Genomic DNA, 18,975 nt, shown 5'->3' on the forward strand with positions numbered 1-18,975 from the left:
AGACAAATGAGATCATGAGCACTGATCCGACATCATCGTTCTACGCCGACAATGCCAGCGTCTACGCAGCGCGCGACCGCAACCTTCCCAGAGCGAGGCTCGATGCCTTTCTCGCCGCCCTTCCCGCCGACGCGTCTATCCTGGAACTGGGATGCGGCGCCGGTCAGGATGCCGCCTACATGCTCTCGCGCGGCTTCGACATCACACCGACAGACGGTTCGGCAGAACTCGCCAATGAGGCTGAAAAGCTGATCGGCCGACCCGTCCGGATCATGCGGTTCGAGACGCTCGACGCCAGCGCTGCTTTCGACGGCATATGGGCGGAAGCTAGCCTCCTTCACGTACCGCGATCCGACCTACCGAGTATCCTCGACCGGATTCTGCGCGCTTTGAAAGACGGAGGCATCTTCCATAGCAGTTTCAAGGCGGGCGATGCGGAAGGACACGACACGCTCGGCCGCTACTACAATTACCCTTCGGCCGAATGGCTGACGGCTATGCTGAATGAAGGCGGCTGGAGAGACATAGCGATGACCGAAGCTGACGGCGGCGGTTTCGATGGCAAGCCGACGAAGTGGCTTTACGTCAGCGCGCATAAATAGAAGGCGGCTTGACCTTAGTTGTTGCTCTCATCGTATCCAGGCCGAGTGGCGCTGGCTCCGTTGACCCAGGCGAAACCTGCCCTGCCAGCTACTCCAAACCCGAGTTAACTGTAGGGCATCGCACGCAAAGGGGCCAAAGCAGCCCCAATGGAATCGATGCGCCACCTATCCTCATCGGCTATATCGTCGACAACTGCCATTATGGCAGCTTGCAATCCATCGCCGCAAAGCCAACCGAGGATCGTCCGCCTGGTTGCTAAATCAAGGTCTTTCCAAAAAGAGCGACCACAAGGCAGCCCGTCCGACTGACTGATGACATCGGCGAGTTGCAGGGCAGAATTCGGTGTCAGATTGGACAACCATAAGTCCAAAACGGAATTGATATCCTTTTCGAGACGAATTGCGCACATGAACCAATTCATCGCATCGAGTTCATCGGGATGTTGCAACCGCGCATAAACCCACGACGCATGAAAAACGTTCCCGACTGCGAGGCGTTCCGATGCCGGCCACTGACACCAGTTGGCATATTCCAGCTTCGAAAGGATCATCAGCGGATCAAAACCGGGTTCACCTGGTGTCAAAAGAGCGTGCTGCAGAATGCGCGGCAGATAATGCCTATAGTCGTCGACATCCCCAACGGTGGTCATAGCACTCATGGCATAGCCGCCTAGAGCATCTCCACTGAGTTTCGCCAGCGGTGCGGAACTCAATTTGCGCAAGATCTTCTCCGCATCGCGTAGTGGCGATGCATGCAGAATTTCACGAGATGGATATTCAGCAAACGCTGCATAGGCCGCGTACCAGCACCCTTGGAGCTTGCTAGCCGCTCGGGCCAAATTGGTTTCATTCGCGCTCATATACAACTCTATAGCGAATTCGCGAATGGCTCGCCAGTGCAGACTAGACCGTAGAAAATGTAAGGCCGAGGAAGTTTCCCTCCTCGGCCCGTACTCAATGCTTCGATGTCTCGAAAAGCTTAGTTGACGGCCTTGTCGACCAGCTTGTTCTTGCCGATCCAGGGCATCATGCCGCGCAGCTTGGCGCCGACTTCTTCGATCTGGTGGCTGTCGTTGTTGCGGCGGATGCCCTTGAAGCGGGCAGCGCCCGAACGGTATTCCTGCATCCACTCGGAGGTGAACTTGCCGGTCTGGATGTCCTTGAGGACGCGCTTCATTTCAGCCTTGGTTTCGGCGGTGATGATGCGCGGGCCGGAGACGTATTCGCCCCACTCGGCCGTGTTCGAGATCGAGTAGTTCATGTTGGCGATACCGCCTTCATAGATCAGGTCGACGATGAGCTTCACTTCGTGCAGGCACTCGAAATAGGCCATTTCCGGTGCGTAACCGGCTTCGACCAGGGTTTCGAAACCGGCGCGGATGAGCTCGACGAGACCGCCGCACAGAACGACCTGTTCGCCGAAGAGGTCGGTTTCGCACTCTTCGCGGAAGTTGGTTTCGATGATGCCCGAACGGCCGCCGCCAACGCCGCAGGCGTAGGAGAGAGCGAGTTCAAGCGCATTGCCGGAAGCGTTCTGGTGAACGGCAACGAGGCAGGGAACGCCGCCGCCCTTCTGGTATTCGCCGCGAACCGTATGGCCCGGACCCTTCGGAGCGATCATGACGACGTCGACCGAAGCCTTCGGCTCGATGAGGCCGAAGTGAACGTTGAGGCCGTGTGCGAAAGCGATCGCGGCGCCATCACGGATGTTCGGAGCGATTTCGGCCTTGTAGATGTCGGCCTGCAGTTCGTCCGGGGTCGCCATCATCATCAGGTCGGCCCAGGCGGCAGCTTCGGCAACGGTTACGACCTTGAAGCCATCGGCTTCAGCCTTCTTGACGGTCGGGGAGCCGACCTTCAGCGCGATCACAACATTCTGTGCGCCGCTGTCCTTCAGGTTCAGCGCATGAGCGCGGCCCTGGGCACCATAGCCGATGACGGCGACCTTCTTCGACTTGATGAGGTTGAGATCGGCATCACGATCGTAATAGACGCGCATTGTTGGTCCTTCCCTTTGCTTGTCTGGGTATAGATTTCGAACTGTCAGACGGTCGCTACTGCTTCCGCCAATACCTTTTCCGTGCCGTAAAGCCGGAGGAAGGCGGTGACCGCCTTCTCCGCCTGATGGCTCGTATCCCTTAAACCGGGCTCGCCGAGCAGCATGCGGACATGCAGATCGGAAACGATGAGCCCGTAAAGCGTGTGATATGCCTCGTCGGCATCGGCAAAGCGCAACAGCCCTGCCCGCTTGCCGGCTTCGATGAGACCGATAGCGCGGCGGTCGATCTGCCGGCGGCCGCGCTCTAGCAGCAATTTACCGAGCTTGGAGCCGTCGCGGTTCGACTGGCCGATCGCCAGGCGGTTCAATGCGAGAGAAACATCGCCGGCCAGAACCTCGAGCAAATCGCGAGCGAAGACGACGAGATGATCATGCAGGCTCGACACCGTCAGCCGCTCGCCATTGCGCTCGAAGGTGCGGACTTTGCTGGCCTGGTAGGTAATCATCGCGGAAAGCAAGCCGTCGCGGTCGCCGAACCACTTGTAAAGACTTTCCTTGGAGCAATTGGCGGCGCGGGCGACACCCGAGGTCGTCAGCGCTTTTTCGCCGCCGTCGACGAGCAGACGCAGCGCCTGTTCCAGAACCGCGTTCTGGCGCGGCGAAAACTCGCTCGACTGTCCTACTTCGCTCAGCACGATGGCCACTCCCAAATGCGTACCGTACGGTACGGTTCGTGGCGCGTTATGCAGCACACCAAAGCAGCCGTCAAGCGGAATTCGTTGCTGCACTGCGCCAAAAAATTCCGCGCGCGCTCATTACGCGAATGGAACCGCAAGACGCCATCCCCAACTACACTTGGAACGGCGGCAATTGTGGCGCGCCCATGAGCGGAACCTATTCGGCCGCGACAGCGTTGCTGCGCATCGCCTCGACATCCCTTAGCGGCGGAAGACCGTAAAGGCGGCTATATTCGCGGCTGAACTGCGAAGGGCTCTGATAGCCGACGCGATGGCCGGCCGAACCCACATCGAGCTGCTCGACGATCATCAGCCGCCGCGCTTCGTGCAGCCGAAGCTGCTTCTGATACTGCATCGGCGACATCGCAGTCACCGCCTTGAAATGATGGTGCAGAGAAGACACGCTCATGCCGACGCGCTCGGCCAAGTCCTCGATGCGTAGCGGTTGAGTGAAATTGCCGCGTATCCAGGCAACCGCGCGCGCAACTCTGTTGCTCTGGCTCTCGGCCATAGCGACCTGCAGCAGCCGAGGGCCGTTCGGCCCTGTCAGCAGGCGATAAAGGATCTCCTGCTCGATTAATGGCGCCATGGCCGGAATATCGTCGGGCCGATCGAGCAATCTGAGCAGTCGCAATGAAGCATCAAGCAATTCTGGCGATGCCGTATTGACCGCGAGCCCGCGCATGGGTTCCGCCGTCACAGCCTGGCGCGGAATGTTGACGCGCGACAGCAGCTCATTCAGCCGTTCGCTTTCGAGCACCATGCCGAAGCAGAGATAGGGCGTTTCGCTTTGGACATTGGTGACCTGTGTCGACACGGGCAGGTCGACAGCCATCAGAATATATTCGCCGACGCCGTAATGGTAGGTATCGGCGCCGACCGTCAGGCTTTTGCGCCCCTGAACGACGACCGCGAAGGATGGCCGATACGCCCCGTGTTGCCATACGGTCACGGCCGACTGCCGGTAAAGGTTGAGACCCTCTATGGCCGTGCGATGCTCTCCATCCCCCGTGGCGAAACGGGCAACGATGGACGCGAGTTCCTGGTTGGGGTTGAAAGGCAGTGTCATGCGCAACCATCTGTTTTCGAGGCCTTGTCTGGCCTTATCTAGGTCACCGCCCCCGACAGCGAAAGGGCCGACGCTGAATTAGATTCGCAGGATCGTACACAAAGCTTGCAGGATCGCTCTATCGCTGTGGCTCCGTCCCGTTGCATAGTGCAGCGTCTCAATTCCACTCCCAACCCGTCCCAAGATCAAGGATACTCCCATGCCTATCGCAAAGGGTTATGCAGCAACCGACGCGTCCAAGCCGCTCGTTCCCTTCACGTTCGAGCGCCGCGAACCGAATGACGACGACGTCGCCATCTCTGTGAAATACTGCGGCGTCTGCCATTCCGATATCCACCAGGCCCGCAACGAATGGGGCTTCTCCAAGTACCCGATGGTTCCGGGCCACGAAGTTGCCGGCATCGTCACTGCGGTCGGCTCGAAGGTAACGAAGTTCAAGGTCGGCGACCGCGTCGGCGTCGGCTGCTTCGTCGATTCCTGCACGACCTGCGCCACGCGCGATCTGGACTACGAGCATTACATGCCCGGCCTCGTCCAGACCTACAACGACGTCGAAGCCGACGGCAAGACGCCGACTTTCGGCGGCTATTCCGACTCCATCGTCGTCAAGGAAGGCTATGTCCTCTCCTTCCCGGAGAACATTCCGCTTGATGCGGGCGCGCCGCTGCTTTGCGCCGGCATCACGCTCTATTCGCCGCTGCGCCACTGGAACGCCGGCCCCGGCAAGAAGGTTGCGATCGTCGGCATGGGCGGCCTCGGCCACATGGGCGTCAAGCTCGCGCATGCCATGGGCGCCGAAGTGACGGTTCTCAGCCAGTCGCTGTCGAAGAAGGAAGACGGCCTCAAGCTCGGCGCCGACCACTACTACGCGACGAGCGACGCCGAAACCTTCACCAAGCTCGCCGGCAGCTTCGACCTCATCCTCAACACGGTCGGCACCGCCATCGACTGGAACGCCTATCTCAACCTGCTGAAGTATGATGGCAGCATGGTGCTGCTCGGCGTTCCCGAACATGCCGTTCCGGTCCATGCCTTCTCGCTCATCCCCGGTCGCCGCAGCCTCTCCGGTTCCATGATCGGTTCGATCAAGGAAACCCAGGAAATGCTCGACTTCTGCGGCGAGCACAACATCGTCTCCGAGATCGAGAAGATCAGCATTCAGGACATCAACGAAGCCTATGAGCGCGTGCTGAAGAGCGACGTCCGCTACCGCTTCGTCATCGATATCGCTTCGCTGGCGTAAGCTATGCGAAGCAACCGCTGACACGGAAAAGGGCAGCCGCAGTGGCTGCCCTTTTTTCAATCCTCATGCATGGTTTCCCTCTGCGTGATCAGCCGGGCGCTGTGCTGCCGGCTGATATAGATCCACAGCCAGCTCCAGGCGACCGCGATGCGCCAGCGCACGCCGATCAGGAAGTAGATGTGGGCAAGACCCCAGATCCACCAGGCCATCCATCCCTTGAGCTTCAGCCAGCCGAAATCGATGATGGCGGCGCTCTTGCCGATCGTCGCGAGGCTGCCTTGATGACGATAGTGGAACGGTCCCGGCGCCGGCCTGCCCGCGAGTTTCGCCTTGATTACCTTGGCAACGTAGGCGCCCTGCTGCTTGGCAGCCGGAGCGATCCCCGGCACGGCGCTGCCATTGTCGCGCACGACGGCCGCCGTATCGCCGATGATGAAGATATCTTCCCTGCCAGGCGCTCGCAGTTCCTTGTCGACGATGGCGCGGCCGGCGCGGTCGGCCGGGATATCCAGCCATTTTGCCGCCGGCGATGCCTCGACACCCGCTGCCCAGACGATGGTGCGGCAAGGCACGAAGGCATCGCCGATCATAACCCCTTCGGCCGAGCAGGAAGTGACGGGCTTTCCGAAGCGAACATCGACGCCCAGCAGCTCCAGCTCCTTGCGCGCGTAGTCGGACAGCTCCTCCGCGAAAGCCGGAAGCACCCGTGGACCCGCCTCCACGAGCATGATCTTCGCCTTGCGGGTGTCGATATTGCGGAATTCCTTTGGCAATGTCGTCCTTGCCAGCTCCGAAATGATGCCGGCAAGCTCAACACCCGTGGGACCGGCGCCGACGATCACGAAGGTCAGAAGCGCCTCGCGAACGGCAGGATCGGTTTCCAGCTCCGCCTGCTCAAAGGCCAGCAACACGCGGCGGCGGATGGTCGTCGCATCCTCCAGCGTTTTCAGGCCGGGCGCCACCGGCTCCCATTCGTCATGACCGAAATAGGCGTGGGTGGCGCCGGTCGCCAGCACCAGCGTGTCGTAGCCAATCTTTTGCCCATTCTTGAGAAGGACTTCGCGTGCCTCGCTGTCAACGCCGACAACCTCCGCAAGCAGCGTCGTCACTTCAGGCCGGTCCCTGAAGAAGCTGCGGATCGGCCAGGCGATCTCGGATGTCGCAAGCAGGGTCGTGGCGACCTGATAAAGAAGCGGCTGAAACAGATGATGATTGCGCCGGTCGATCAGCGTGATGCGGACGGGGGCGCCCTTCAGATCGTTGGCGAGCTGCAACCCGCCGAAACCGCCCCCGACAACGACAACATGATGATCCTGCATGGCGACACCTCATATCTACGGTTACCGCGAAACGTAGAGTTGCGGAGGATGAGCGGCAATCATCTTTTATGCATGGCACCCCTGCGGCTGCCACCTTGCGCTGATGGTCAAGATGCTTTCGCCGATTGCGCTCGCTGGATGATATTGAATGTTTCGCGCACCTCACTGATTCCCAGAAATTGCGGCACATTCGAAAGCGCCGGGGTCCAGGAACCTAGGCCATTGCGGCGGCCATAACCGACTTGGGCATCGCTGCCGAAACTGATCGTCCCTGTTCCATCGCCTTTCTGATCTAAATCCAGAGCAGGCAGCCGGTCCAACGACATGGTCAGAAGTTTGGAAAACCAGCCCTCGCGCGAGACTATGATCCGTTGATCACTGACGGCATACTGTGTCCTGGCGCGAACAAACGCATCGAGCGCAAACCGGCCGACGATGAGATAGAGGCCGATCAATATGAAAGGCACGCCCCACAATCTGAAAAAGAGCGGCGCGTTAGCCTGGCGCACGGCCATAGTTTCCCAGAAGATCGCAAAACCGCCCCACATGAGCGAGAACGGCACTTGCAGTATGTCCCTCTTGCTGAACATGAGGCCTTGTTTCGGCCGGCCTAGCCACAATAGCTTTTCGCCGGGCAGGAAGTAGTTTTGGATGTCTGTGTTGCGCATGGCTTATAGCCCCTAAAGCGATAACCGCGACAATAACTCTACAACTGAAAGCTCTTATCCTTCATGCCACCTTTGCCGAGGTGATATGCAAGTTCGGCGCGCAGCTATGTGAATCTACCATGCATAGCCGACAGGAATGGACGCACCACTTTTCAGCTCCTCCATCGAGATCGACGCCGACACATCGAACAATTCGACCCGGCGCACGAGCTGTTTGTAGATCACGTCATAATGTTCGACCCGGGGCAAGACGATCTTCAGAATATAGTCGTGATTTCCAGTGAGCCGATGGGCCTCGACGATTTCGGGGATATCGCCGATCGCCTTGCGGAAGGCTTCGATCCACTCGTCGGCGTGGTGCGCTGTCTTGATCAGCGCATAGACCGTGGTCGGCACTCCCATCTTCTCACGGTCAAGCACAACGATGCGCCTGGCGATATGACCGCTCTCCTCCAGCCGCTGAATGCGGCGCGAGCAGGCAGAGACCGATAGAGCCACCCGATCGGCAAGCTCGGTCACCGAAATGCCGGCATCTGCCTGCAAAAATTCGAGAATCTTTCGGTCACGTTCGTCAAGCATGTGCAGCGATCTCCGTCAGTGCGCCTTTATTTTGCACAAAATGAGAAATAAGTGCAAATCATTGCAGCCGAGACCGTCGAGATCACAAAGATTGCAAACACATGGCGGATGAATCGCCGCACTATTCCTCCATTCACATCTAAGAAGCGGAGAACAGCACTATGCGCACCATTGGCCTGATCGGCGGTATGAGTTTCGAGAGTTCGGTCGTCTATTATCGCCTGATCAATGAAATGGTCCGCGAGCGGCTGGGTGGTCTCTCCTCGGCCGAGATGGTCATGTACTCCGTCAATTTCGAGGAAATCGTCGCCTTGCAGAAGGCGGGTCGCTGGAACGATGCCGCCGACCGGCTCGGCGATGCGGCACATCGCCTGCAGACGGCCGGCGCCGAATGCGTGCTCATCTGCACCAACACCATGCACTTGATTGCGCCAGAAGTTGCTGCCCGCGTTTCCGCGCCGCTCATCCATATCATCGATGAAACGGCGGCAGCGCTGAAGGCCGCGGGCCGGGTCAAGCCGCTGCTGCTCGCCACGCGCTACACGATGGAACACGGCTTCTATGCCGAGCGCATGGCTGAGAACGGCGTCTCCATCATGGTCCCCGGTGCCGAAGATCGCACTATCACGCATGACATCATCTTCAGCGAACTCTGCGCCGGCATCATCAAGGACGAGTCGCGCCGGAAGCTGAACGGCATCATCGAACGCGCCAAGGCCGAGGGCGCCGACAGCGTCATTCTCGGCTGCACCGAGATCTGCCTCATCCTCGATCCGAATAGCCTCATCCTGCCCGGCTTCGACACGACGACGATCCATGCGGAAGCCGCCGTCGACTTCGCCCTTGCGGATGAAAAGGCTCAGAGCAGCTGCGCGGCGTGACGCCAATCAATTTACTTGACTGGGTCCAATAAATAATGGACATCGTCTCCTATATGTGAGGAGACGATGTCATGACCCATGCTGCCGAATTCGCGACGATCGACGCCGTCCGCGACTTCAACCGCTTCTACACGAATTTTCTCGGCGTCCTGAACAAGGCCTATCTCGACAGCCCCTACACGCTGACGGATGTGCGCGTGCTGTTCGAAGTCGGCTTCCGAGGCGGCGTCGCCGCCTCTGCGCTGACGCGCGAGCTTCACCTCGATCCCGCCTATCTCAGCCGCATCGTCAAGCGTTTTCGCGAGGACGAACTGATCGAGACGACTCCGGACCCGAGCGATGCCCGCAGCCAGATCATAAAGGTCACCGACAAGGGACAGGCGCAATTCGAGGAATTCGTCCGCCGCTCGCGCGCGCAGATCGCCGGATATTTCGAAAGGCTTGCGATCGGCGAACCCGAACGCATCGTCTCGGCCATGCGGACCATCCAGGATACGCTCGGTGGCGACGAAAACACCGCAGCTCCCGCGATCATCCGCTCCCACCGCCCCGGCGATATTGGTTGGATCGTTCAAAGCCAGGCACGCTTTTACACCGAAGAATTCGGCTGGGACGATCGCTTCGAGGGATTGGTGGCCGAAGTCGCCGGAAAATTCCTGTCCAATTTCAATCCGAAGAAGGACCGGTGCTGGATCGCGGAAAGAGGCGGCCTGAAGGTGGGTTCCGCCATGATCGCCGATGGCGGCAACGGCGTCGCCAAGCTCCGGTTGCTCTACGTCGACAAGGCCGCACGCGGTCTCGGCCTCGGCAAGCTGCTGGTCGACGAATGCATCCGCTTCTCGCGCGGTGCCGGCTATGCCAAGCTTTCGCTCTGGACGAATGATATTCTCGACACGGCGCGGGCGATCTACGTCAAGGCGGGCTTCAAGCTTATGGCGGAGGAAAGGCACTGCATGTTCGGCCCGGAATTGAACGGCCAGACCTGGGAACTCGATCTGTAAGCCCCGCCCGGATGCCGAGATAGACAGGATAAAGGTTGAGCCCTATTCTCGATACATCTTTGATTTGCATCGGGATATCACCTTATGACTGCCAGCGCCGATATCACGATCCTGCCTATCGCCAGCGAGCACATCGAAGGCTTTCACAAGGCGCTCGATACCGTCGCACGCGAGCGTGAATATCTGGCAATGCTCGAAGCATTTCCGCTGGAAGAGACCCGAGCTTTTGTGCTCGGCATGATCGCGAAAGGCAATCCGCAATTCGTTGCTTTGGCAGGCGGCAACGTCGTCGGCTGGTGCGATATCAGCCGCCATACCTTCCCTTCCCATGCCCACGCAGCTTGGCTTGGAATGGGAATTATTCCGGCCTATCGCAGTCAGGGCCTTGGCCGCAGGCTGATCGAAACGACAATACGGGCGGCTGGCGATGCCGGCATCGAACGGGTGGAGCTCAGCGTTTACGCCGACAATGCCAGGGCGATCGCGCTCTACGAGAAGGTCGGCTTTGTGCGTGAGGGCCTCGCACGTAAAGCGGTGCGCATCGATGGGCGTTACAAGGACAAGATCCACATGGCGATCATTTTCCAATAACGACAACGAAATAAGCGGCTTAACAGCCGCCACCGGCGTCGGTGACCGGCGATAATCTTGCTGCGGCGCAAAAATTCACTTGATTTGGAAACGATCATTTCCTAAAAGAGTTGCATGATAACCGATACCATCGACATGCCCCCCAGACTTCGCGGTCGCCCCAGGGAGTTCGACATAGAAGCGGCGCTCGACGAAGCGCTGCGGGTCTTTTCCGAGCGTGGCTATTACGCCGCCTCGATCAGCGAATTGACTGAGGCCATGGGCCTGACCGCCGGCAGCGTTTACAAGGCCTTCGGCGACAAACGCGGCATCTTCCTCGCGGCCTTCGATCGCTATCGCCTCGTCCGCCAGGGCATGATTGACCAACGCCTCGCCGAGGCTGCCAACGGCCATGACAAGCTGCGCGCATTGGTGACATTCTTCGCCGAGGCTTCGTGCGGCGAGATCGGTCGAAGAGGCTGCCTCGTCGTCGGCAGCGCGACCGAACTTGCGCTGTTCGACGAAGAGGTCTCCAGTCGCGTCGGCGTCGCCTTCGATTTCGACGAGCGGCGCATTCTGGATCTGATCCACCTCGGACAGGAGGACGGTTCCATCCCGAGGTATGTCGAAGCCGAAAGTACAGCCTGCGCCCTGCTTGCCCTCACGAAGGGCATGCGCGTGATCGGAAAGACCGGCCGCAAGACCGAACATATGCTCGCCGTCGCCGAGACGGCCATGAAATTGCTGAACTGATTTCTCATTGAATTGTGGGGGCACGCCCCCTGCCCGCATCGAGGACGAGACATGCCCGCAACTGCCGCAGCTAGACGGGAGAGCACACCGCTCCCCGAAAAGACCATTTCACCGCTGATGACCTTCATGTTCGCCGCCGCCTGCGGGCTGGTGGCCGCCAATCTTTATTACGGCCAGCCGCTCGCTGGCCCCATCAGCCAGTCGCTCGGCTTCACTCCCGCTGCCACTGGCCTGATCGTTACGCTGACGCAGATCGGCTACGGCCTCGGCCTGTTGCTGATCGTCCCGTTGGGCGATCTCCTGGAGAATCGCAGGCTGGTGCTGACACTGGTGGCGCTTTCCGCCGTCGCACTGATCGGTGCGGCCTTCGCCTGGTCGCCGTCGCTGTTCCTGCTCGCCTCGCTTTGCATCGGCCTTGCATCCGTCGCGGTGCAGGTTCTCGTCCCCTTTGCGGCGCATATGGCGCCCGATGCCAGCCGCGGCGCCGTCGTCGGCAATGTCATGAGCGGCCTGCTCTGCGGCATCATGCTGGCCCGCCCAGCCGCGAGCTTTCTGTCCGAACTCCTTTCTTGGCATGCGGTCTATATCATCTCGGCCGGCATCATGGTCGGGCTGATCGTCATCCTGCGCGTCGTGCTGCCGACCCGCGTCCCGCACACCAAGCTGCATTACGGCCAGCTGCTTTCATCTATGGGGCACCTCGCCCTGCATACCCCTGTGCTGCAGCGGCGCGCACTCTATCAGGCCTGCATGTTCGGTGCCTTCAGCCTGTTCTGGACGACCACGCCGCTGCTGCTGGCCAGCCCGGCCTTCGGTCTGACACAGAACGGCATTGCCCTCTTCGCGCTGGCCGGCGCCGCGGGTGCCGTCGCCTCGCCGATCGCAGGGCGGGTTGCCGATCGCGGCTGGACCAAGCTCGCCACCGCTTTCGCCATGATACTTGCCATCGTCGCCTTTTTCATCGGCCACGTCTCGGGCAGCGGTTCGCTGCTGGCGCTGATCACACTGACGCTTGCCGGCATCATGCTCGACTTCGGCGTGCAGACCAATCTCGTGCTCGGCCAGCGCGCCATCTACGCGCTCAGCGCCGAACACCGCAGCCGCCTGAACGGCCTCTACATGGCCACTTTCTTTGGCGGCGGCGCCATCGGTTCGGCGCTCGGCGGCTGGGCCTATGCCACCGGCGGCTGGAATCTCGCCTCCTGGTTCGGCATCGCCTTCCCGGTCATCGCGCTGCTCGCCTTCCTGACCGAGCGCGAGAAGTGATCAGGACGGCTGCGGCACGGCCAGCCGCAGCCAGTCGCACTCCCGCAAACCCGCGGCGTTGAAAGGATCGACCAGCGTGCCGGACACGATGCCCGCCAGGATTTGCGGTGCCGGCGGCACCTTGGCGATGGTGGCCACCAGCCGATCGCGAATCCATGCGAGAGCTGCCGAATCCGACTGGTAGAAGGGCGTAAACGCCAGCGACAGTAGCTGGAGCAGCCGAACATGCATTCGCCGTGCCTTGGTATAGGCCGAAAGAGCGGCCTCGATGGTTTGATGTCCTGCAAGCGCATGCGCCAGCGCCGCCACATCGAGCAGAGCCATGTTGGCGCCCTGCCCGAGCTGCGGACTGGTGGAGTGGGCCGCATCGCCGACGAAGACCGTCCGCCCGCTATAGGGTGTTTTCACGGTGCGGTGAGCGTAGCGCGCCAGCGTCAGCTGATCCCAATCGGTGATCTGCTGCAGCAATGGCTCGCATTCCGGCCAGTAACCGCGGATCGTCTGCTTCCAGCGCTCAAGCCCGCGCTTGCGCACCTCATCCGCATCCGCCACCTTCAGGCTCCAGAACAGGGCCGCCTGCTTCGGCATGTCAGGCCGCCTGCTGCCGACCGGCAGGACGCCGATCATCACACTCGCTCTGTCGTAGCGTTGCGTCAGCGCCGCCTGATCCACCAATCCATCCGGACAGTCGAGCGTCGCCCAGAAGGCGCCATAGACGAGGTTGCGCGCACGCGGCGCTACGGATGACGCCACCACCAGTTCCGAGCGCGCGCCGCTGGCATCGATGACGAGATCATAGGGTCCAAGACGCTCCCCGCCTTCAATGGAAAGATAGCTGACAGCGCCCTGCTCCACCACGCCGGCGACCCGCTGCCCCGTATACACAGGATGTCGCCGCGCAGAGACTTCATCGTAAAGCGTGTCGAACAGCGCGGCGCGATGAACGCCGAGCCCGTAACGCCCGCCCCGCAGCGCATCGTAGCGCACGTCGAGGACGATGCGGCCCCGGGCGGTTTCCGTACCGAACAAGCGATCGATGCGGTTGCCGGCGGCATGAATGGCGGGACCGAGCCCGAGCGCTTCCAGCACGGTCAATCCGGTCGGCTGCAGCATCAGAGCCGAGCCGACGGGGGCCGGACTATCGAAACGTTCGATGATATCGGTCGTATGACCGGCGCGAGTGAGAAAGAGAGACGCGGCAAGACCGGCAGGTCCCGCGCCGACGATGGCGATCTTCAGAGGCTTCACCGCGAGGCTCAGTCCGGCAATTGATCGAAACGGGCGCGCGCGGTCCGAACGGCCTCGTGGTTGGCCTCGGCCCAGTTCAGCAGCTGCGCCAATGGCTCGTAAAGCGAATAGCCAAGATCGGTCATGCGATATTCGACGCTCGGCGGTTTCGTCGGGAAAACCTCGCGACCGATATAGCCGTCGCGCTGGAGTTCGCGCAGCGTCTGGGTCAGCATGCGCTGGGAGATATCGGGCACCATGCGGCGCAGCTCGCCGAAACGATAGGGCTTTTGCGCCAGGGCCTCCAGCAACAACACCGACCATTTGCCACCGATCTGCGAAACCAGATCCCGCACCGGACAATCCGTAAACGTGACCTTGCTGATATCCACGGCACGCAATTGCGGCTTCGTGCTGCGAAGATTGACGACGGTGCTGCTGCTCAAGGCGGTTCCCTTTTGGTAACGTAGAGCCAAAAAACTGCCTCCTTTACAGGTCGGTGTCAAACCCCAATGTAGTGCTAGTCTCTTTTTGAGAGCAACAAACCTCTGCAAGTCCGCGGCGGTCAAACAAGGATAAAGACATGAGCAGCACTCTTCTCGTTACCGGCGCCGCGGGTCAGCTAGGCCAACGCGTCATTCATCACCTGCTGGAGACATACAAGGTCGCGCCCGGCCGCATCGTCGCCGCCACGCGCAGCCCCGAAAAGCTTGCCGATCTCGCCGCCAAGGGCGTCGTCACCCGTAAGGCCGATTTCGACGATGCCGCCGGCCTGACCGCCGCCTTTACCGGCGTCGATCGCCTGCTGATCATCAGCACCGACGCGCTCGCCGTGCCCGGCCAGCGCCTGAAGCAGCAAACCGCTGCCGTCGAGGCCGCCAAGAAGGCTGGCGTCAAACATATTCTCTACACGTCCATGCCGGCTCCAGAAGGCTCGCTCGTCAGCTTCGCGCCGGACCACCTCGGCACGGAAAACGCCATCAAGGCCAGCGGCATCGGCTACACGATCCTGCGCGACGCCTGGTACTTCGACAACTTCCTGCATGGCCTGCCGCACAGCATCGAAACCGGCAAGTGGTACACCGCGACCGCCGGCGGCCGCGTCAGCAACATCAGCCGTGACGATTGCGCGCTCGCGATCGCCGCAGCCCTGGCTTCCGACACGACCGACAACGCCACCTACACGCTGACGGGCTCGACCGCGGTTACCGTCCGGGATATTGCAAGCGTCGTCAGCAAGATCACCGGCCGTCCGCTTGAGGTCGTTGAGGTCAATGACGAACAGTTCGCTGCCGGCCTCGCCGGAGCCGGCCTGCCGCCCTTCGTGGTCGACATGCTCGTCTCCGCCGACGCCAACACCCGCGCCGGCAAATTCGACATCCTCACCAACGACTTCAACAAGCTCACAGGCAAGGAGCCGCAGACGCTGCGCAGCTTCTTTGAGGAACACAAGGCTGCATTGGCTGGCTGAGTTTTCGAGCGGCCGGGCGGGTCTGTTATTGCGACACTTCTGCACTTGCCCCTCACCCCAACCCTCTCCCCGCAACGCGGGGCGAGGGAATTCTCACGCCTTATAAGTAAATTCTCACCGCGCCGCGTCAGGGAACCGGTGCGGTACTATACAACAAATATCACCAGCCGTTTCGCGGCGGTCGTGATGACCGTCTTGCGCCATTCGCTGCTCGCGGCCCTTCCAGCCAAACGTTCCGTTGCCGCGGTACACCTGGCCGGGGAATGCTCGGCTCGGTCGAGCTGTCGCTCTGTCAGCTCAATCCCTCCTCTTTGAGCGCCCGGATCACGGAAGGCATCGCCTTCATGCGATCCAGGCAGTTCTGCAGATTTCCCGGCAGTTCGACGCCGCTTCTCGGCGCGACCATCAGGACCCAGAAAAGATAACAATCGGCGATTGTCATCTCATTGCTCACCAGAAATGCCTTGTCGCCCATCTGATCGGCCAGGATGGCGAAGGCCTTCATGAGCTTCTCGCGGGCGCGCTCCTTTTCTGGCTCGGAGAAACCCCTGAAGAACGGGGTATAGCTTCCATGGATTTCGGAGGACATGAAGGCGAGCGCCTCAAACGTCCGCCACCTGAGAATTCTATCGTCGGGCAGGAGTTTGCCACTCTGTTCCGCAATAAAGGCCAGGATAGTCTGATTCTCGGTGAGAATCGTTCCGTCGTCCATCTCGAGCGTCGGGATATAGCCCTTCGGATTGATCGACAGAAAGTCACGGCCGTCTTCGGTCTTCTTTTCGCGGTCGATGCTGAGGAGCTTGTAGGAAAGCCCGGCCTCGATGAGCGCTATGTGATCGGCCAAGCTGCAGGCGGCGGGATAATAGAAGAGGTTCATAGTGGTCTCCGTGGGTGAACCCATCTCGACGTTTTGGGGTCGAAGACATGGTCTACAATGTTGACCACAGCCATTTATGGGACCAAGAAATAACCGTCAAAAGCATATTTTTGGGAGTTGGTCAGATGGATGTGACCGCCAAGCCCGCAGGAGCAGACTGCAAGGGCGTGAGCGAAATCCTCAGCCGCGTAGGCGACAAGTGGACGATCCAGGTGGTCGTCACGCTTCGCGCCGGTTCGCTCCGTTTCAACGGAATCAAGCGGCGCGTGGGCGGCATTTCGCAACAGATGCTGACAAGGACGCTTAAGACGCTGGAACGCGACGGCATGGTCGAACGCACCGTTCGCCACAACACTCCGCCGCAGGTCGAATACACGCTAACGCCGCTCGGACATTCCCTGTCGGAAACCGCGCGACATCTCGCCGATTGGGCGGCAGCCCATCGAGGAGAAATCGAAGACAACCGCCTTCATTACGACGGTCGTCAGCTTTGATGGAGCAGCAATCCTGGGTTTGCAGCCGCTGACTAGACCACCTGACCACAAGCCCGGCGGAAGCGCCGCACAGTCTCGGCCATGCCATATTGCAGCGCATCAGCGGTCAGCCCATGGCCGATCGAGGTTTCGGCAAGCTTCGGAATACGCTTGAGGAGTGCAGGCAGGTTGGCGACCGTTAGGTCGTGGCCGGCATTGACGTCAAGGCCGTTGGCGAAGGCGGCATCGGCGGTCTTGCCGAGTGCTTCGAGAATGACGGCGGCCTTCTGCGGATCGTCGTAGCAGCCGCCATAAGGGCCGGTGTAGAGCTCGATGCGATCGGCACCGACGTCCCTGGCGATCTTCACGGCGTCGGCATCGCCGTCGCCATCGGCAAACAGCGACACGCGGCAGCCGATCGTCTTGTACTTGGCGACGACCTCGACCAGCAGCTCGCGGTCCTTGCGAAAGTCCCAGCCGTGATCCGATGTCGCCTGCGCGGGATCGTCGGGCACAAGCGTCACCTGCTCGGGCTCGGCGGAAGCACAGAGATCGAAGAACTCGTCGCTCGGGTAGCCTTCGATATTGAACTCCGCCTCCGGAAACTCGTCGTCGATCAGAGCACGGATGTCAGGCAGATCGGAAAAGCGGACATGCCGCTGGTCGGGGCGCGGATGAACCGTCAGACCGCTGGCGCCGGCGGCAAGTGCGATACGGCCAAGCCCGGTAACGCTCGGCCAGGGAAGATCACGCCGGTTGCGCAGCATCGCGATGGCGTTGAGGTTCACGGAAAGCTTGGCGGGCATGATCGAAATCCCTGATTTTCAAAGCGGAAGATGCCAACCGTTTTAGGCCATTATGCCCAGCAAAACCAACGAGATTCCGACATCAACCCATGCAAAACTTTGATGGGCGCGCCCGGCACGCGTCACCATGCAGTGACACATCGACAGCGAGTCTCTTTTGCGAATGTCTATCGGCCCAATCACCGTCCTACCGGACGATGGTCAGCGTCTCGGCGGCGCGGGTGATAGCCGTATAGAGCCAGCGCTCGCGCGTGTCGCGAAAGGCCCAGCTCTCGTCGAACAGCACGACATTGTTCCACTGCGAACCCTGCGCCTTGTGTACGGTCAGCGCGTAGCCATAATCGAATTCGTCGTAGCGCTTGCGCGTCGACCACGGGATCTCGCCCTCGACATCCTCGAAGGCCTGCTTCAGGAGCTTGATCTTGGCTGCGCCGCGATCCATGTCGTCGTCTTCCGGCCGCACCAGCAGATTGATGCCCGGCTTCGTGGTTTCCCTGGAAGAGGTCATGACCTGCCAGAGAGAGCCGTTGAGCAGCCCCTTGGCCGGATCGTTGCGCAAGCAGACGAGCTTGTCGCCGGATTGTGGATAGTCGGCCGTAAAGCCCTTGAGTTCGCGCAGGCGCTGATTGTAGCGCCGACGCGTCCTGTTGGTGCCGACGAGAACCTGATCGGCCTCCATCACCAGCGGCTGCGTGACCTCGTTCTTCGAAATCACCTGCGCGGTGCCATAGTCGCCGTGCATGATCTCCTTGCCCTCACGCACCTGCATGGCGAGCTGGATGATCGGATTGTCGCGGGCCTGGCGATGAATATCCGTCAGCAGATAATCCGGCTCCTCGTTGGTGAAGAAACCGCCGCCGGAAACTGGCGGGAGCTGGCCGGGATCGCCGAGCACCAGAATGGGCGTGCCAAAACTCATCAGATCCTTGCCGAGCGCTTCGTCCACCATCGAGCATTCATCGACGATGATCAGCGCCGCCTTGGCGACCGGGCTCTGGCGGTTGATGGTGAACATCGGGGCGATCGACGTCTTGCCGGTCTCCTCGTCCTCGACGGCCTCTTCGCCGCGTGGCCGGTAGATCAGCGAATGGATGGTCTTGGCATTCGAGGCACCGCGCGAGCGCAGCACCTGTGCCGCCTTGCCGGTAAAGGCTGCAAACAGTACGTCGCCGTCCACATGTTCGGCAAAGTGCCGCGCAAGCGTCGTCTTGCCCGTGCCGGCATAGCCGAACAGACGGAACAGCGGCGAGCGCCCTTCCTTCAGCCATTTCGCAACGGCCTTGAGCGCTTCATCTTGTTGCGGCGCGAATTGCATGGGCCGAAATGGCAGGATTCGGCAGATGGAAGCAAGCAGTAAAAAATACCCGGCGAGCCTGGGAATAAAATCAGGAGCAACCGTGTCTCATGTCCGGCAGCGCAAAATGCGAGGCCCGA

21 protein-coding genes are annotated in these 18,975 nt (G+C 60.6%); 9 read left to right on the forward strand and 12 right to left on the reverse strand.

The window, feature by feature from the left end:
- Positions 1-14: 14 nt before the first annotated feature.
- Positions 15-602 (forward strand): class I SAM-dependent methyltransferase, encoded by a 588-nt coding sequence (locus tag ACIQWP_RS12130; protein WP_402786942.1) that lies wholly within the window; start codon positions 15-17, stop codon positions 600-602.
- A gap of 104 nt (positions 603-706) precedes the next feature.
- Here ACIQWP_RS12130 and ACIQWP_RS12135 read toward each other — a convergent pair whose 3' ends face one another.
- From ACIQWP_RS12135 to ACIQWP_RS12150, 4 genes are all read right to left on the reverse strand, one after another.
- Positions 707-1,462 (reverse strand): hypothetical protein, encoded by a 756-nt coding sequence (locus ACIQWP_RS12135; protein WP_402786945.1) that lies wholly within the window; start codon positions 1,460-1,462, stop codon positions 707-709.
- A gap of 119 nt (positions 1,463-1,581) precedes the next feature.
- On the reverse strand, positions 1,582-2,601 hold the full coding sequence (gene ilvC / locus ACIQWP_RS12140) for a ketol-acid reductoisomerase (RefSeq protein ID WP_402786948.1): 1,020 nt from the start codon (positions 2,599-2,601) through the stop codon (positions 1,582-1,584).
- A 44-nt stretch (positions 2,602-2,645) separates the two neighbouring features.
- Positions 2,646-3,296 (reverse strand): TetR/AcrR family transcriptional regulator C-terminal domain-containing protein, encoded by a 651-nt coding sequence (locus ACIQWP_RS12145; RefSeq protein ID WP_402786951.1) that lies wholly within the window; start codon positions 3,294-3,296, stop codon positions 2,646-2,648.
- A gap of 199 nt (positions 3,297-3,495) precedes the next feature.
- The gene (locus tag ACIQWP_RS12150) at positions 3,496-4,407 is read right to left on the reverse strand and encodes an AraC family transcriptional regulator N-terminal domain-containing protein (protein WP_402786954.1); all 912 of its coding nucleotides are present in this window, start codon (positions 4,405-4,407) and stop codon (positions 3,496-3,498) included.
- Positions 4,408-4,606: 199 nt separating this feature from the next.
- On the opposite strand from ACIQWP_RS12150, the gene ACIQWP_RS12155 reads away from it, so the two are divergent.
- The gene (locus ACIQWP_RS12155; RefSeq protein ID WP_402786957.1) at positions 4,607-5,650 is read left to right on the forward strand and encodes an NAD(P)-dependent alcohol dehydrogenase; all 1,044 of its coding nucleotides are present in this window, start codon (positions 4,607-4,609) and stop codon (positions 5,648-5,650) included.
- A gap of 56 nt (positions 5,651-5,706) precedes the next feature.
- Here the strand turns inward: ACIQWP_RS12155 and ACIQWP_RS12160 are convergent, their stop codons facing one another.
- The 3 genes from ACIQWP_RS12160 to ACIQWP_RS12170 form a co-directional block, all read right to left on the reverse strand.
- Entirely contained in the window at positions 5,707-6,969 is a 1,263-nt protein-coding gene (locus ACIQWP_RS12160) for an NAD(P)/FAD-dependent oxidoreductase (protein WP_402786960.1), read from the reverse strand.
- A gap of 107 nt (positions 6,970-7,076) precedes the next feature.
- A complete protein-coding gene (locus ACIQWP_RS12165; RefSeq protein ID WP_402786963.1) occupies positions 7,077-7,637 on the reverse strand; it encodes a PH domain-containing protein in 561 nt (186 codons plus the stop codon).
- A 114-nt stretch (positions 7,638-7,751) separates the two neighbouring features.
- Positions 7,752-8,216, reverse strand: a complete 465-nt coding sequence (locus ACIQWP_RS12170) for an Lrp/AsnC family transcriptional regulator (protein WP_402786966.1) — start codon at positions 8,214-8,216, stop codon at positions 7,752-7,754.
- A 161-nt stretch (positions 8,217-8,377) separates the two neighbouring features.
- Between ACIQWP_RS12170 and ACIQWP_RS12175 the strand changes: the two genes are divergently transcribed.
- From ACIQWP_RS12175 to ACIQWP_RS12195, 5 genes are all read left to right on the forward strand, one after another.
- Complete coding sequence (locus ACIQWP_RS12175) at positions 8,378-9,097, forward strand: aspartate/glutamate racemase family protein (RefSeq protein WP_402786969.1); 720 nt, start codon at positions 8,378-8,380, stop codon at positions 9,095-9,097.
- A gap of 71 nt (positions 9,098-9,168) precedes the next feature.
- Complete coding sequence (locus tag ACIQWP_RS12180; protein WP_402786972.1) at positions 9,169-10,098, forward strand: GNAT family N-acetyltransferase; 930 nt, start codon at positions 9,169-9,171, stop codon at positions 10,096-10,098.
- An 84-nt stretch (positions 10,099-10,182) separates the two neighbouring features.
- Positions 10,183-10,689 (forward strand): GNAT family N-acetyltransferase, encoded by a 507-nt coding sequence (locus ACIQWP_RS12185; RefSeq protein ID WP_402786975.1) that lies wholly within the window; start codon positions 10,183-10,185, stop codon positions 10,687-10,689.
- 114 nt (positions 10,690-10,803) lie between these two features.
- A complete protein-coding gene (locus ACIQWP_RS12190; RefSeq protein WP_402786978.1) occupies positions 10,804-11,421 on the forward strand; it encodes a TetR/AcrR family transcriptional regulator in 618 nt (205 codons plus the stop codon).
- A 51-nt stretch (positions 11,422-11,472) separates the two neighbouring features.
- Positions 11,473-12,687, forward strand: a complete 1,215-nt coding sequence (locus ACIQWP_RS12195) for an MFS transporter (protein ID WP_402786981.1) — start codon at positions 11,473-11,475, stop codon at positions 12,685-12,687.
- On the opposite strand, the gene ACIQWP_RS12200 is transcribed toward ACIQWP_RS12195, so the two are convergent.
- Both ACIQWP_RS12200 and ACIQWP_RS12205 read right to left on the reverse strand, forming a co-directional pair.
- The gene (locus tag ACIQWP_RS12200; protein WP_402786984.1) at positions 12,688-13,935 is read right to left on the reverse strand and encodes an FAD-dependent oxidoreductase; all 1,248 of its coding nucleotides are present in this window, start codon (positions 13,933-13,935) and stop codon (positions 12,688-12,690) included.
- An 8-nt stretch (positions 13,936-13,943) separates the two neighbouring features.
- Positions 13,944-14,360 carry a winged helix-turn-helix transcriptional regulator gene (locus tag ACIQWP_RS12205; RefSeq protein ID WP_402786987.1) on the reverse strand — a complete coding sequence of 139 codons (417 nt, stop codon included), beginning with the start codon at positions 14,358-14,360 and terminating at the stop codon, positions 13,944-13,946.
- 137 nt (positions 14,361-14,497) lie between these two features.
- Here ACIQWP_RS12205 and ACIQWP_RS12210 point away from each other — a divergent pair, with 137 nt between their 5' ends.
- Positions 14,498-15,385 carry an SDR family oxidoreductase gene (locus ACIQWP_RS12210; RefSeq protein WP_402786990.1) on the forward strand — a complete coding sequence of 296 codons (888 nt, stop codon included), beginning with the start codon at positions 14,498-14,500 and terminating at the stop codon, positions 15,383-15,385.
- 292 nt (positions 15,386-15,677) lie between these two features.
- Here the strand turns inward: ACIQWP_RS12210 and ACIQWP_RS12215 are convergent, their stop codons facing one another.
- Positions 15,678-16,262 (reverse strand): glutathione binding-like protein, encoded by a 585-nt coding sequence (locus ACIQWP_RS12215; RefSeq protein ID WP_402786993.1) that lies wholly within the window; start codon positions 16,260-16,262, stop codon positions 15,678-15,680.
- A 47-nt stretch (positions 16,263-16,309) separates the two neighbouring features.
- Here ACIQWP_RS12215 and ACIQWP_RS12220 point away from each other — a divergent pair, with 47 nt between their 5' ends.
- On the forward strand, positions 16,310-16,756 hold the full coding sequence (locus tag ACIQWP_RS12220) for a winged helix-turn-helix transcriptional regulator (RefSeq protein ID WP_402786996.1): 447 nt from the start codon (positions 16,310-16,312) through the stop codon (positions 16,754-16,756).
- Positions 16,757-16,788: 32 nt separating this feature from the next.
- On the opposite strand, the gene ACIQWP_RS12225 is transcribed toward ACIQWP_RS12220, so the two are convergent.
- Together ACIQWP_RS12225 and ACIQWP_RS12230 are read right to left on the reverse strand one after the other, a co-directional pair.
- The gene (locus ACIQWP_RS12225; protein WP_402786999.1) at positions 16,789-17,541 is read right to left on the reverse strand and encodes a pyridoxine 5'-phosphate synthase; all 753 of its coding nucleotides are present in this window, start codon (positions 17,539-17,541) and stop codon (positions 16,789-16,791) included.
- Positions 17,542-17,728: 187 nt separating this feature from the next.
- A complete protein-coding gene (locus tag ACIQWP_RS12230) occupies positions 17,729-18,856 on the reverse strand; it encodes an ATP-dependent RecD-like DNA helicase (protein WP_402787002.1) in 1,128 nt (375 codons plus the stop codon).
- Positions 18,857-18,975 lie beyond the last annotated feature (119 nt).

This window comes from Rhizobium sp. NPDC090279, assembly GCF_044769665.1.
In the GTDB taxonomy this organism is placed as follows: Bacteria; Pseudomonadota; Alphaproteobacteria; order Rhizobiales; family Rhizobiaceae; genus Rhizobium.